Source organism: Microscilla marina ATCC 23134 (genome assembly GCF_000169175.1).
Classification (GTDB): domain Bacteria; phylum Bacteroidota; class Bacteroidia; order Cytophagales; family Microscillaceae; genus Microscilla; species Microscilla marina.
Genome location: NZ_AAWS01000023.1, coordinates 1 through 13,734 on the forward strand (window position 1 = coordinate 1; position 13,734 = coordinate 13,734).

A 13,734-nucleotide genomic window follows, 5' to 3' on the forward strand; every position below is an offset into this window, starting at 1 on the left:
GTTTCTTGCAGGTAGTACACTCACTGTCCAATACAATTTTCATTGATTCATATTTCTGCGCAGGTCTGATCAACACAATGTCTTTGTTGATTGATTGCACCTCTTGCTCTTTGGCAAAACGACGGTTAGGCGCAGCCATTTGAGCTGCTTCTTCGGCCGCAATAAATTTATACAAATCTTTTATTTTGTCAGCGTTTACTACAAAAACCCCCTCTACAGTGTACTTGTATACTTTGTTGCCTACTTGTACTTCGCGTTGCTCATTAAGCACAGAAGCAAAGAAAGGGTCAGCAATCAAAGCATCCTCATCGTCTATGCCTTGAGGATTGCTCAATGCACGTGCTGTAGGGTACATTTTGTTGAGCTTATCGTGTTCAGTGATTTTACGTTGTTCGGTACGGCTGACATAAGCCGATGAGTTTTGTCCACGTTCAGGCTGTAGTGAGCGAAATCCCTTTTGCTCCATAGCGTTGATTTGGCTTAAGTACTCGCTATTAAAGTTGGCTTTTTTGGCATAAGCCATAAATTGTTTAAAGGCATCTTCGTTGGCAAATACTGCTCTGCCATTTTTTACATTCACTTGTGCACCGCCAGCAACTGGGGCAAGTGCGTTGTCTTTTTTGGCGCAAGCCACCATTACAAGCCCTAGTACCAAGGCTAGTAATACTTTGTTAAGGTTCATTAAATTCATGTTTAAACTATGTTTTTGCAGGTAAGTGATCTGGAAAAAATAAGATGTGCCAATTCAAGAAAATATACTGTTCTCAAACGATTCAAAAAAAACGGTGCATAGCCAAAGCTATGAAACTTTTTTTTGAGAAGAATGAAGGCAATAGATACACTTTAACAGCTCAAATTATTTATGAAAGATCACTAATTAAAAATATAACTTTATTTAGGTAGAGGTATACTCATATACTGACCTAAACAAGCGGCGCGAAACTATCAAAGCTTTTTAAAAATCCTTACCAAGAACGTTTTTCTGCTATTTAAATCCGAATTTTTTTTCTGACTTTATGACTATTTTTATATGGTTTTGAATGATTAAAGCTATTGTAATATACAAATACTGTGAGTGTATAAACTAAAAGGCTTAGATGCACCAGATTTTGAGTTGGTGCGCATGATTTAGGAATGGGTCAAAATTGAGGTGCTATTTGGGTGATGGGATAAGATAGCTTGTCCAGTACCTTGAAAAATATTCATAATTGTATTAATTAGCAGGGTCAATATTGACACAAAGCCATGGTTGGGTCACAACCAGAGCGCTAAAGTATAACCATTGAAAATATATGAAAAACCAACTTTTAAACCTCAGTTACCTGCTAGGTATACTGATGTTGTCGCAATTAAGCTTTGCCCAATCTAACCCACCGGTTAGCCACCATAAAGACTCGTTGGTTGCATTGACCAAAAAATATTACCAACTCAACATTAAGGTGTTTCAAACCGGGTCTACCTTGGCAGACATAGAGGCTATTTTTGAGCTATTTAGCCCTGATTTTACCTACGTGCACCCCAAGTATGGAGGAGTATATACCCGTAAGAGTCTCTACAATGGTTATGTAAATAATCAGAAAAAAGGCAACTACAATGGCAGAGAAGCCGATGTAAAGGTGACGAAAATGATTGTGGGGCTCAATGCAGTAGCCGTAAAAAGAGCCTTTATTATCAGAGATGCAAAAACGGGCAAGTTAAGCGAAGGCGAGCGCAAAATGACCTTGTTTGAGTTTAAGGATGGAAAAATTAGCCGGATTTATGAGTATTGGTAAGCCGGTATTCAGGCGTACCATTGCTTGACAATTCTACAAGGTTACAGTTAAAAAGGGGAGCGTTCAAAAAATTGTGTCTAAAAATTTTAACCCGCTGATTATCAGTATTTATTTTTCAAAAAGCACAATTTAAATGAACGCTCCCTTAAAAAGCGCCACCCTTGCTTGCACTTATGGCTGTAGTCTTGTAGCTTGTCGCCCAAAAAAATGCCCCGTCTACACTTATTCGAAATAGAAGATTTTCCCTGGTATCCAGCTGTCATTCGCGAAGGCCAAACCGATTTTTTACGGTTTATGATGCAGACCTTTGACGTGTTTCGTGCCGTGATTCCGCATTTGCGCGAAGCCCAGCAAAAAAGTGACCGTCATCACCTGGTAGATTTTTGTTCGGGTGGGGGTGGCTCTATGCTCCTCATTAGAAAACACCTCAAACAAGATTCTAAAACACCTTTTCGGGCAACCCTCAGTGATTTGTATCCCAATATCAAAGCTTTTGAATATGTACAGAAAGCTTCTAATGGTGACATTGATTTTAAAACCACGCCTGTAGATGCTGCCAACCCCCCAGCAGATACTCCCCAAGGCTTTTGGACGATCTTTAATGGGTTTCATCACTTTCGCCCTGCCCAAGCCCAGCAAATACTTGCCACTGCCGTGGAACGAAAAACTCCCATTGGCATTTTTGAACCTATAGACAAGTCCTTATTTCAAATCATTATCAACACTATAGTGTTATTGGTATTGATGTTAGTACTCACCCCTTTTGTGCGTCCTTTTAAGTGGAGTCGATTATTATTTACCTACCTTGTTCCTGTCATCCCCTTATGCACTATTTGGGACGGGTTTGTGTCGGTGTTGCGGCTGTACACGCCCAAAGACTTGAGGCAAATGGTGAGCGCCATTCCGGAAACAGAAGCGTATGAATGGAAAATAGGCAAAGCCCGCCACATGTTTGGTACTGTGATTTACCTTATTGGCTATAGCAAGCCTGCCAAATTACCCATGTAAAGTGCGAAGTTTCGATCGGGCGTGGAGACACTGCCCTCCGAGGGCAAGCTCGGAGCAGGCGAGGCGGAATACCAAGCGAAAATAGTATATTTGCAAATGTGAGAATATAAAGCGAGTTGCCCTGCTTAAGTCTACAGTAAGGAAGGGCTAATTGCTGCGATAAAGAACTAAAAATAAATAATATGGAAACACTACAAACAACCCTGAAAAACGGTTATGCCATTGTAACTTTAGACAGGGGAAGAGCCAATGCAATGAATGCCCAAATGGTGACTGAGTTACGCCAAATAATCAAAGAGTATAGCGAAGACACCAAGGTAGGAGGGGTGATTTTAAACGGCAAAGAAAACTTCTTTTCGGCAGGTTTAGACGTGATAGAGTTGTACAACTATGACAGCGAAGAGATCAAAGCCTTTTGGGAGAGTTTTTTTGGTATGATTTACGAAATGGCCGCTTTTCGTAAGCCCCTGGTGGCAGCTATTACCGGGCACAGTCCGGCGGGTGGTTGTGTGCTGGCGGTTTGTTGTGACTATAGAGTAATGGCAGAAGGCAAATACCAAATCGGCTTGAACGAGGTACCAGTAGGCATTCTTATCAACGAAAGTATATCGAGCCTGTATGCCATGTGGTTAGGCGAACGCCGGGCTTATCAGTTTTTGATGGAAGGCAAACTCCTGAACGTGCAAGAGGCTGCCGAGTATGGGTTGGTCGACGAGGTGGTTGCACCAGAGAAAGTGTTGGAGACTGCCGAAGCCAAAATGCAGCAATACCTACAGTTTGGCAAAGATGTATGGCAAACCAGCAAGTTATTGTTACGCTACGAGGTATTAGATAGAATAAAACGTCAGGAAGAGGCCAAACTGGAAGCTACTCTTAACCAATGGTGGAATCCTGCCACCAGGCAGGTATTAGAGCAGATGATTGCCCGCTTGACTAAGAAATAGTGGGTTGAGTTTTGCACCATAAGACTCCAACAACAAGCGGCAAGTATCAAGCGTATTTGCCGTTTGTTGTTTTCACAACTCACCTGTTTTCATCTATCATCATTGCCTGGCAAAGCCTGGATAGAAAAAGTGCTTGGGAACACCTTCCGCCTCGCCTGCTCCGAGCTTGCCCTCGGAGGGCAGTGTCTCCACGCCCGAACGAAACCTCGTGTTTTTGCAAGCTTCAGAGAGGTTGCTCATTTTTTATAAGAAAGCCCTACCATCATTATTGCCTGGCAAAGCCTGGATATGAAAATGTATCTGTGAGCATCTCAGTACTCAAGTTACCTAATGCTTCCCCTTTACAATACTCCGCAGTGATTTTAGTCAAAGTTGTTTGCTGGTTCTCAGTTATTTACGAATTTAAAAACTATTTAATTGGGTGTTTGGGCGTAAAACCGACACACTTTTAAAAATAAAGTGAGTAAGCAGTCTTAATATAAAATACTGGCTTACAGCATTTAACAAGGTAAACATTTACTCGAATCAGCTATCGACTAAATACTATGGACTATTGCTTTAAATACCCCCCGTTGATGGTATATACTGCCAGCAAAATAAGAAATGCTACCACCAGCAAAAACAAGGAGTAGGCATTGGCTGTGGCATAGTTGAGGGCTTCTACCTCGTCGTAAATGGCAATAGATGCCACCTTGGTTTTGCCCGGAATGTTGCCCCCAATCATTAACACTACCCCAAACTCGCCAATGGTGTGGGCAAAAGCCAACACAACACCTGTAAGCAACGAAGGGCGCAAGTTGGGGAGCAATACCCTCAATAAAGTGGTACGCTTTGACTTGCCCATAGTGTAGGCGGCTTCGGTAAGCGACAGAGGCAAGTTGCTAAAGCCTGCCTGAATAGGTTGCACCATAAACGGTAAACTGTACAGCATAGAAGCAATGACTAATCCCTCGAAAGAGAAAATAAGCCGTAGCCCGACGCCTTCCAGCAGCCCCCCTAAAGCGGACTGAGGGCTGAGCGCCAACAGCAAATAAAACCCCAATACAGTGGGGGGGAGTACCAGGGGCATGCTTACCAGGGTTTCTATCACTGGCTTAAGTCGCGAGCGGGTAGTTGCCAGCCAGTATGCCAGGGGCAACGATACCAACAGCAGCAAAACAGTAGTAACCAGCGCCAACTGAAACGTCAATATGATGGGAGTCCAGTCGATCATGAGGCCAACATGATTTCGTTTGCTTTGACCATAGCCACCACTTGTTGCCCCAAGGCTAGTTGCATTTGTTGTAGGGCAGGGGTGGTTACTACCGAGGTAATGCGGTATCCGGCAAAATCAAGTGATACTTTGCTCAATAAGGTATCTTCTACTATAGCTTGTACGGTACACGGCAATTGATTAGGCACGCTTATATTTCCCGAAAGGGGCGCCAAAGCAAGCAATACTTCGGTTTCTTTAAACAATAACTCGATGTTTTGTCCCGTTTGCAGGTACTCTGCAGTTTGTGGAGTGTCTATCAGCAACACCTGCAAAGTGTGTTGAGCTACCAGTACTTGCACTAACGACAGGTGCGCTTGACTGTTGATGGAGGTGATATTTCCGGTAAGTTGGTTCATTTGACTAATGAGCGAGTGGTATATCCGTACTGTTGTAAAATATGTTGGGCAGCAGGAGTAAACAAAAATTTTTCAAAGGCTTTGGCATTCTCCAGGTTGCGTTGTACCTCGACTTTGTGTTGCTTGCCTTTAGGTAAGATTACAGCAATGCCTTGGGCTATAGGCGGGTACAAAGTAGGGGCGATATCAATCCATTTGCCCTTGTTTTTGAGCCGAGGCGACAACACCACCGCTTTGGCGGTAAACCCAACGTCGGCAGTTTGAGAAATAATAAATTGATTGGTTTGGGCAATGCTTTCGCCGTATACCAGCTTCGGTTTTATTTGGTCATACACGCCTTGTTGTTTGAGCACTGCCACAGCCGCTGCTCCATAAGGGGCTGTTTTGGGGTTGGCTATTGCCAAATGGCGAATGCCTTGCTGTGTGAGCGTACCCAGGTGGAGCTTAAGGTCAGGTTTTTGAGTCCAAAGCACCAGTTTGCCCCAGGCATAAGTTTTGGGGGCACTACTCAAGCCTGCTTTATACAAAGTCTGAGGGTATTTCATGTCTGCAGATACCAATACTTGATAAGGAGCTCCCTCTTTTATTTGTGCGGTGAGCTTTCCTGAAGACCCCACCACTACCCTGCAGTCAATTTTAAACTTCTGTTTGAACGCTTTGGTAAGTGCTTGCATAGCAAACTGCATATTGGCAGCCGTGGCAATGGTGATGCCCTCGTAAGGCTTGGTTTGGCAACCAGTAAAACATACCCAAAGCAGGCTTATGAAAGTGATTTTCTTCATCTATTATTCTCTTCTTGGTGATAGGCTTAGGAATGGTGTAAAAATAAAGTTCTATAGTAACGCCAAAATATTTTGTTGTCAGGAGAGGCAGGGCAATATCCAGTGGATATTGAGCCAGCCCTGCGGGACGGCGTCATAGCAGCGCTACGTCAAGTTTTTTTAACGAATTCTGTCAGCGAAAGATGACGTTAAAAATGTAAATTTATTTTGGTACTATTCCTTATAATCGCTTGCCATCACGAGCCCGTTGCTTATAGTATCAATACTATGCAGTGATTTTAGTCAAAGTTGTTTGCTGGTTCTCAGTTATTTACGAATTTAAAAACTATTTAATTGGGTGTTTGGGCGTAAAACCGACACACTTTTAAAAATAAATTGAGTAAGCAATCTTAATATAAAATACTGGTTTACAGTATTTAACAAGGTAAACATTTACTCGAATCAGCTATCGACTATCGACTAAATACTATGGACTATTGAGTATAATATACACCGCAACAATCGCTTTCTTATGACAAAGCACTTGCAAAACTACAAATATCAAGTAGATAAAAAATAGCTTGGGCTTAAGCAATAGCAATGAGCGGCTCTCTCATTCGTAATTTAAAACGCTTCGTCCTAACCCATTTGAAGAATAAAATCCACCAACTTTTGTTCACCTGTCATGCCAATTTTTTTCTTGATTCTATAATGATGGGTAATCACACTGGACGCCGAAATATTAAAAATATGGGCAATTTCTTTGTTCGACAAACCAATTTTCAAATAAGCACAATGCCTTTGGTCATTCAGGCTCAAGCCAGGGTAACGTTGCTGTAAATCTTCAAAAAAATGAGGGTGTACATTCTCAAAATGCAAGCGAAAAACATCCCATTCATTGTCGAGACTCAAGTTACTTTTAATCAATTTTTCTATTTGTCTTACTTCTTGTTTGAGCTCTCCCCGGAGCTTATAAGCCACTGTTTGTACCTTCTCTTGAATCGCATGGAGCAATTGATTCTTTTGTGTAAGCTGAATTGTTTGTGTACTTAGCTCCCGGTTTTTTTGGTCTTCAATAATGACCTGTTGCCGTTTGATGGTGCGCATTGCCTTATAGGTACTCAATGCTGAACCAATGCGGGCATATAGCTCCAGGTGGTTTACTGGCTTACGAATATAATCCACTGCACCAGCTTCAAAAGCTATCTGAAGGTTTTGATGGTCAGTGTTTACTCCAGTAATAATAATTACCGGAATATCGGCAGTACTGGGCTGGGTTTTTAACTGTCTTATCAGCTCAATGCCATTCATTAAAGGCATGTCCCAATCGGTAATGATCAGGTCGGGCAATCGCTTTTGTAGCACCCGCATAGCCACCAGGCCATTGGGTGCACTTAAAAAATGGTAATGCTTGTTTTTGCTTTCCAAATAGTGGATCACAACCTGCAAATTATCCTTATCATCGTCTACCACCAAAATAGTGTCTTCGTTCATAGGCATTATGGGTACTAAAACATCATTTAAATGGCTGTGTTTTTTTGGGGCGACATATTTCAAAACAGCCTCCCCTTGAATCAAACCCAGGTTTTTGGATAAAGTTTTAACAATGTAACAGTGAAGCAAAAAAATAGATAAAACCAGCGTTTAGTAACAGTTAATTTACATGTTTTTGGGGAGTTTTGTACTCTCCCCAGCTTTTAACTTCGTTGAGCTCAGCATAGTAAAACTGTAGCTTCGGTTTTTCAAAAGTACTGTCATCGCCTCAGCTCGTGTCTCCACCATAGCCGTCAGGTTAAGAGAAGTATAATAAAAAATGTAGAAAATTCACTCAAAAATACCGTCACCGCCTCAGCGAGTGTCCCCACGCGCTGATCGAATCGCCAAAACTTGGTCACTGAAAGATGTTTTACGGAGTGAAAAAAAAATTAGCCTGACGGCTATGGTGTCTCCACGAGCTGACTGGAACTCTGAAAAACACTATTTACAGGCGCTACGACGAGGCGATTTGTGAAGACACAAACCGAGGCGAAAAAATAGTAGGGTAGAGTAAGCCATGTTACTAACACCTATTATTTATGCGCAGAAAAACAGTTATACTCTTGAAGAGTACATGCAGCAAACCAATTTTAGTGGGCTCACTGTGTCTCCTAATGGACGTTACATAGTGGTAGTTACTCGAAAAAATAACCTGAAAAAAGATAAAGTAGCCTATCAGATGTGGAGGGTTACCTTAGATAAGGCAGGAAATAAGCAAGAGATGACTCCTTTGACTAAAGTGTCTTTTAGTTCTTTTTATTCATTGAAATGGGCACCCAATTGTTCCCCAAAGAAGGTCATTTCTGGCAGTCACCAGCCAACCAGTTTACAAAAATAAAAATAGAGATGAACTGGTTGAATCATTATTTGAAAGGCAAGCCGTTGGTAAAATAAAGCTGGTAAACATTCAAGGCTATGTAGCACTAGCACTTGAAAAGCAAAACCCCGTTGAATCATCTGCTCAACGGGGTTTTTAAATTTATATAATTTGAAGGTATTGATACCTTATTTTTTACATTTTTTGCGCCATTTTTTTACGCTCGTGTTCGTTGAGGTAAATCTTACGCAAACGAATATTTTCAGGAGTAATCTCTACATATTCGTCTTTTTGGATGTACTCAAGCGACTCTTCCAGCGAGAAAGTTTTCTTAGGAGCAATCTTGGTATTGTCGTCAGTACCCGATGCACGCATGTTGGTCAATTTCTTACCCTTCTGTACGTTTACCATCAAGTCGTTCATTCGGCTATGCTCACCAATTACTTGTCCAGTATATACTACATCGCCTGGCTCAATAAAGAAAATACCACGATCTTGCAGTTTGTCGAGCGAGTAACCTTTTGTCATACCGTCTTCCATAGAGATCAACGAACCATTGATTCGTGTTTCTATTTCACCTTTATAAGGCTTGTATTCGTCAAAGCGGTGGTTCATTACTGCCTCACCTGCAGTTGCCGTTAAAATGTCATTACGCAAACCGATCAGACCACGGGCAGGAATACTAAACTCAAGATGTTGCCAGCTGCCTTTGCTTTCCATAATCAACAACTCACCTTTACGTTTGGTAGCAAGCTCAATGGCTTTTCCGGAAGATACTTCAGGAACATCAATTACCAAAGTCTCAAACGGCTCGTGTTTTTTACCGTCTACTTCTTTGAACAATACCTGGGGCTGTCCTACCTGAAACTCGTATCCTTCGCGACGCATAGTTTCAATCAATACCGACAAGTGCAGGATACCACGTCCATACACCAAAAACTTATCTTCGCTGTCGGTTGCCTCAATCTTAAGTGCCAGGTTTTTTTCAGTTTCTTTATACAAACGGTCACGCAAGTGACGAGAAGTTACAAACTTACCTTCTTTGCCAAAAAACGGAGAGTTGTTAATTGTAAACAACATACTCATGGTAGGCTCATCGATGGCAATACGTGGCAATGGTTCTGGGTTTTCCCAGTCGGTGATGGTGTCACCAATGTCAAAACCTTCGATACCAGTAATGGCACAGATTTCGCCAGATTTTACTTCTTGAACTTTGGCTTTGCCTAAACCTTCAAATACGTGTAGCTCCTTGATACGTACCTTCTTTACCTCGCCGTTGTTTTTGCACAACGCCATAAACTCACCTTCCTTCAAAGTACCTCTAAACACACGTCCGATAGCAATACGCCCTACAAACGAAGAAAAGTCTAAAGAAGTAATTTGCATTTGAGGGGTACCTTCGTTGCTTGGGGCAGGAGGTATAATATCTACAATTGCCCCAAGCAATGGCTCGATAGTATCAGTTGGTTTTTCCCATTGTGTATCCATCCAACCCATTTTAGCCGAACCATAAATAGTATGGAAGTCTAACTGTTCTTCGGTGGCATCCAGGCTAAACATCAAGTCAAATACCATCTCGTGCACCTCATCGGGGCGACAGTTTTCTTTGTCTACTTTGTTTACTACCACAATTGGCTTAAGCCCCAACGCCAAAGCTTTGCTCAACACAAAACGGGTTTGTGGCATAGGCCCTTCAAATGCATCAACCAAAAGTAATACACCATCTGCCATTTTAAGCACACGTTCAACTTCTCCTCCAAAGTCGGCGTGACCAGGAGTATCAATAATGTTGATTTTGGTGTCTTTATAACGTACAGACACGTTTTTGGAAACAATGGTAATTCCACGTTCACGTTCCAGGTCGTTGTTATCAAGAATAAGCTCTCCAAATTCCTGATTCTCGCGGAAAAGTTGAGAGAAGTGAATAATTTTATCTACCAACGTAGTTTTACCGTGGTCTACGTGGGCAATGATGGCAATATTTCTAATGTTTTGCATGAGTACTTTTCGTAATAAAGTACAAAAGTATAGAAAAGGACTGTAGGAAAGAACAAAATAGTTAAGAAATCAATCATTCTTAACTTTGACTTAAAAAAAAGTACAATGAAACAAAGGTAGTGATAAGTATATAGAGCCTTTATATGCCAGAATTAAGTATTAGGGAATGCTTTTTATGTGAAATATAATTTGCTGAAAAAGCTTTTTGTTAATATCGTTGTGCTAACTTACCAAGCGGTGTTTTCTAGGAATAGTTATAAAGTATCAGTGTATTGTTTTAAATGATAATGGAAAGTTTAAAAACTTTTTGGAAACATTGTAATAAAAACCTGCCCAAGACGACTCATACCACAAATACCATGAAAATTTGACAAAGAAAATTGAAAAAAATACCCAAGGGTACAACTAATAACGAACTATAAACATCCAAATAAAAAAATCTGACTTTTTCTGTAACGAAAATTGCTTTAGCAAGTCTATATCTTGAGCGAAGCTGACATAAAAAATAGCAAAGTAAGCCAGATAATCTCACCCAGCAGCACTTTGCCATGTACTGAATACAATAATTTTAATTATAAAACCATATAACCAAATGTTTAGGAATTTACTATTACTTTTTATGGGCGTACTGCTCATGGCAAACCAGGCTATTGCCCAGGCTGATGTAACGGGCAAAATCAAAGATAAAGATGGAGAACCTGTAATTGCAGCAGTAGTAGCACTGTTAACTTCGCCAGGCGACAAAATGGTGAAGGCAGCCGTGGCTAAAAATGACGGAACTTTTACCATAAAAATGGTGAAAGCAGGTAGCTATAAGTTGCAAATAAGGGTGTTGGGTTACAAAGATTATAGCTCTAAGGCCTTTACCGTAAGCGGCAATGCTACCAAAGCATTGGATGCCATAACTTTAGAAAACGATATAGAGTCGCTGGGCGAGGTAGTAGTAAAAGCCGAAAAGCCCCTGGTACAGGTATTGGCTGACAAAACGGTGTTTAATGTAGACAATACAGTAGGTACTACGGGTAGCTCAGGGTTTGACCTTTTGCGCAAAGCACCAGGGGTAATCGTAGATAACAACGACAATGTAATGGTAGAAGGCAAGTCAGGGGTATTGTTTTATATCAATGGCAAACCATCGGTATTGCGGGGCGAAGACTTGGTCAACTACCTCAAAACCTTGCAAGCAACCGATATAGAAGCCATTGAAATTATCACCCAACCATCGTCTAAATACGATGCAGAAGGCAATGCTGGAATCATAAACATTAAGTTAAAGCGTGATAAGTCATTAGGAACCAATGGTACGGTATCATTGGGGCTGATTGCCGGACAGTATAATCGCTATACAAGCTCTTTGTCTTTTAACAACCGTACCAAAAAAACAAGTTTGTATGGCGCTTATAGCAACCGTATAGGCAGAAGCTTCAATTTCATCAACTTTTATCGTATCCAAAACGGAACTACTTTTGATTCTCGCTCCAGAACAGTGCGTGACCGAAATGGGCATAACCTGCGTTTGGGTTTTGACTATTACTTGAGCAAAAAATCAACTTTGGGTGCCATCGTGACCGGAAGCTTTAACGAAATGTTTGCCAACAACGACTCTCGCACTCCTATTATCCCCAATGGTGCTACTACGCCCTCGCAGGTCTTGGTAGCCGAAAGCGATGCCCACAACAAAACATTTAATGGGTATGCCAATGTAAACTACAAATATGAAGGTGACAAGGGGCGTTCGTTAAACATAGACGTAGACTATGGGCAGTACATTAGCGACCGCACCAACCTGCAACCCAACCGCTTTTTTGATGGCGACGAAGCAATCATCGTGAGCGAAAACATCACTTTCTTTGACACACCAGTAAATATTGGGGTGTTTTCGGCACAGTTAAATTATACCCAAAACTTTTTGAAAGGTGTGCTTGGGATAGGAGGGAAGTATGCACTGGTTAGTACTGATAATAATTTTCAGTTTTATGATCGAGTAGGAGGGGTAGATATATTGAATATTGCTCAAACCAATGAGTTTTTTTATGATGAGCAAGTCACTGCTGCTTACTTTAACTATAACCGAAAGTTTAAAAAACTGAATATACAATTTGGGTTGCGAATGGAGCACACCGCCTCTGACGGACGCTTGGAAAGTATGCAGGCAAACGCCGACAATCAGGTAAAACGCGACTATGTAAACTGGTTTCCGAGCGGTGGACTTACTTACAACCTCAACCGAACAAATACCTTGGCACTGAACTACAGCCGTCGTATTCGCCGACCCAATTATCAGGTATTAAATCCATTTGAGTACAGAATAGATGGACTGTCTTTTCGCAAAGGGAACCCGTTTTTACAACCTCAATATACCGATAATGTGAAGTTGTCGCATACTTATAAATACACCTTGACTACTTCGTTGAGCTACAGCTTTACTTCAGACTATTTTGCGCAAGTAACCGAGGCTTTGCCAGATAATCGTAACTTTTTGATGACCCGTAATGTAGCAAATCGCAGGGTAATTAACCTGGGCATTGCTTATCCTACCCGTTTGACCAAATGGTGGAGCATCTACTTTAGTTTAAACGCCTACCGTAGTATTTTTGAAGCAACTAATCCCGCCTTTATTGGTATTTCTCAAAATGCCATGAGCCTTTATGCGCAAAATACTTTCAAGTTGCCTGGTGGGCTTACTGCCGAAATATCGGGTTGGTATAGCTCTCCTTCATTGTGGGGAGGAACTTACCAGGTCAAGAGTTTAGGTGCGTTGAATTTTGCTTTCCAGAAAAAACTTTTGGGCAATAAAATAACGGCAAGGCTTGCCTTTAACGACGTTTTGTATACTTCTCCGTGGAGAGGCGATACTTTTTTTCCAAACCTTAGTATTTATGGCAGTGGTGGTTGGGACAGCCGTCAGGTGCGTTTCTCGTTGTCTTATAACTTTGGTCGTAAAGAAATCAAGCGGGCAAGAAAGCGTAAAACCAGTATTGAAAATGAAAAAGGACGAATGGGGAATTAGTTGGTAGCCCTGACAAGGGTTTTAGGTACTAGGTACCCCCTGTTCTATGAGTAGTTCACAAACTTATAGTATGTTTATTTTCAGTAACTTATGAGTTTTTTGGGTTGGAGGTTTCGGCGCCCTTAAGTCCTTAGATACCAATAACTATAAATTATACACTCCATCAGAGTAGGGCAACAGCCTGGGCTTTGGTGGAGTTTTTTTGTGTTATAAAATGTGGGTGGGTTGGGGAAGGAGTAAATCAATTGCCAAAAATCACTTCATTAATCTTCTTACG

Annotated in this window: 11 protein-coding genes; 5 read left to right on the forward strand and 6 right to left on the reverse strand. The window is 41.4% G+C overall.

Annotation, left to right across the window (positions count from 1 at the left end):
- On the reverse strand, positions 1-691 hold a 691-nt coding region (locus M23134_RS20390; RefSeq protein WP_157558566.1), incomplete at its 3' end, for a hypothetical protein.
- 601 nt (positions 692-1,292) lie between these two features.
- Between M23134_RS20390 and M23134_RS20395 the strand changes: the two genes are divergently transcribed.
- The 3 genes from M23134_RS20395 to M23134_RS20405 all read left to right on the forward strand — a co-directional run bounded on the left by M23134_RS20395 (position 1,293) and on the right by M23134_RS20405 (position 3,724).
- Entirely contained in the window at positions 1,293-1,772 is a 480-nt protein-coding gene (locus M23134_RS20395; RefSeq protein ID WP_002699365.1) for a nuclear transport factor 2 family protein, read from the forward strand.
- A gap of 207 nt (positions 1,773-1,979) precedes the next feature.
- Positions 1,980-2,780, forward strand: a complete 801-nt coding sequence (locus tag M23134_RS20400) for a hypothetical protein (protein WP_045113989.1) — start codon at positions 1,980-1,982, stop codon at positions 2,778-2,780.
- A 182-nt stretch (positions 2,781-2,962) separates the two neighbouring features.
- The gene (locus tag M23134_RS20405; RefSeq protein ID WP_002699370.1) at positions 2,963-3,724 is read left to right on the forward strand and encodes an enoyl-CoA hydratase/isomerase family protein; all 762 of its coding nucleotides are present in this window, start codon (positions 2,963-2,965) and stop codon (positions 3,722-3,724) included.
- 550 nt (positions 3,725-4,274) lie between these two features.
- Here M23134_RS20405 and modB read toward each other — a convergent pair.
- The 4 genes from modB to M23134_RS38560 form a co-directional block, all read right to left on the reverse strand.
- On the reverse strand, positions 4,275-4,937 hold the full coding sequence (gene modB / locus M23134_RS20410; protein ID WP_002699374.1) for a molybdate ABC transporter permease subunit: 663 nt from the start codon (positions 4,935-4,937) through the stop codon (positions 4,275-4,277).
- The gene (locus tag M23134_RS20415; RefSeq protein WP_002699375.1) at positions 4,934-5,335 is read right to left on the reverse strand and encodes a TOBE domain-containing protein; all 402 of its coding nucleotides are present in this window, start codon (positions 5,333-5,335) and stop codon (positions 4,934-4,936) included. Before M23134_RS20415 ends, modB begins: the two co-directional genes overlap by 4 nt.
- Positions 5,332-6,117 carry a molybdate ABC transporter substrate-binding protein gene (gene modA, locus M23134_RS20420; RefSeq protein WP_002699376.1) on the reverse strand — a complete coding sequence of 262 codons (786 nt, stop codon included), beginning with the start codon at positions 6,115-6,117 and terminating at the stop codon, positions 5,332-5,334. Before modA ends, M23134_RS20415 begins: the two co-directional genes overlap by 4 nt.
- A 618-nt stretch (positions 6,118-6,735) precedes the next feature.
- The gene (locus M23134_RS38560) at positions 6,736-7,590 is read right to left on the reverse strand and encodes a response regulator (RefSeq protein WP_198145060.1); all 855 of its coding nucleotides are present in this window, start codon (positions 7,588-7,590) and stop codon (positions 6,736-6,738) included.
- A 559-nt stretch (positions 7,591-8,149) separates the two neighbouring features.
- On the opposite strand from M23134_RS38560, the gene M23134_RS20430 reads away from it, so the two are divergent.
- Complete coding sequence (locus M23134_RS20430) at positions 8,150-8,470, forward strand: hypothetical protein (RefSeq protein WP_045113990.1); 321 nt, start codon at positions 8,150-8,152, stop codon at positions 8,468-8,470.
- Positions 8,471-8,644: 174 nt separating this feature from the next.
- On the opposite strand, the gene typA is transcribed toward M23134_RS20430, so the two are convergent.
- On the reverse strand, positions 8,645-10,447 hold the full coding sequence (gene typA, locus M23134_RS20435; protein WP_002699383.1) for a translational GTPase TypA: 1,803 nt from the start codon (positions 10,445-10,447) through the stop codon (positions 8,645-8,647).
- Between the two features lie 592 nt (positions 10,448-11,039).
- Between typA and M23134_RS20440 the strand changes: the two genes are divergently transcribed.
- Positions 11,040-13,457 carry a TonB-dependent receptor domain-containing protein gene (locus tag M23134_RS20440; protein WP_002699386.1) on the forward strand — a complete coding sequence of 806 codons (2,418 nt, stop codon included), beginning with the start codon at positions 11,040-11,042 and terminating at the stop codon, positions 13,455-13,457.
- Positions 13,458-13,734: the final 277 nt, after the last annotated feature.

Excerpts from the sequence above, each read along its gene's own strand:
- M23134_RS20395 (WP_002699365.1), top strand. The coding sequence starts at position 1,293 with ATGAAAAACCAACTTTTAAACCTCAGTTACCTGCTAGGTATACTGATG.
- M23134_RS20400 (WP_045113989.1), top strand. The coding sequence starts at position 1,980 with ATGCCCCGTCTACACTTATTCGAAATAGAAGATTTTCCCTGGTATCCA.
- M23134_RS20405 (WP_002699370.1), top strand. The coding sequence starts at position 2,963 with ATGGAAACACTACAAACAACCCTGAAAAACGGTTATGCCATTGTAACT.
- modB (WP_002699374.1), bottom strand. The coding sequence starts at position 4,937 with ATGATCGACTGGACTCCCATCATATTGACGTTTCAGTTGGCGCTGGTT.
- M23134_RS20415 (WP_002699375.1), bottom strand. The coding sequence starts at position 5,335 with ATGAACCAACTTACCGGAAATATCACCTCCATCAACAGTCAAGCGCAC.
- modA (WP_002699376.1), bottom strand. The coding sequence starts at position 6,117 with ATGAAGAAAATCACTTTCATAAGCCTGCTTTGGGTATGTTTTACTGGT.
- M23134_RS38560 (WP_198145060.1), bottom strand. The coding sequence starts at position 7,590 with ATGAACGAAGACACTATTTTGGTGGTAGACGATGATAAGGATAATTTG.
- M23134_RS20430 (WP_045113990.1), top strand. The coding sequence starts at position 8,150 with ATGTTACTAACACCTATTATTTATGCGCAGAAAAACAGTTATACTCTT.
- typA (WP_002699383.1), bottom strand. The coding sequence starts at position 10,447 with ATGCAAAACATTAGAAATATTGCCATCATTGCCCACGTAGACCACGGT.
- M23134_RS20440 (WP_002699386.1), top strand. The coding sequence starts at position 11,040 with ATGTTTAGGAATTTACTATTACTTTTTATGGGCGTACTGCTCATGGCA.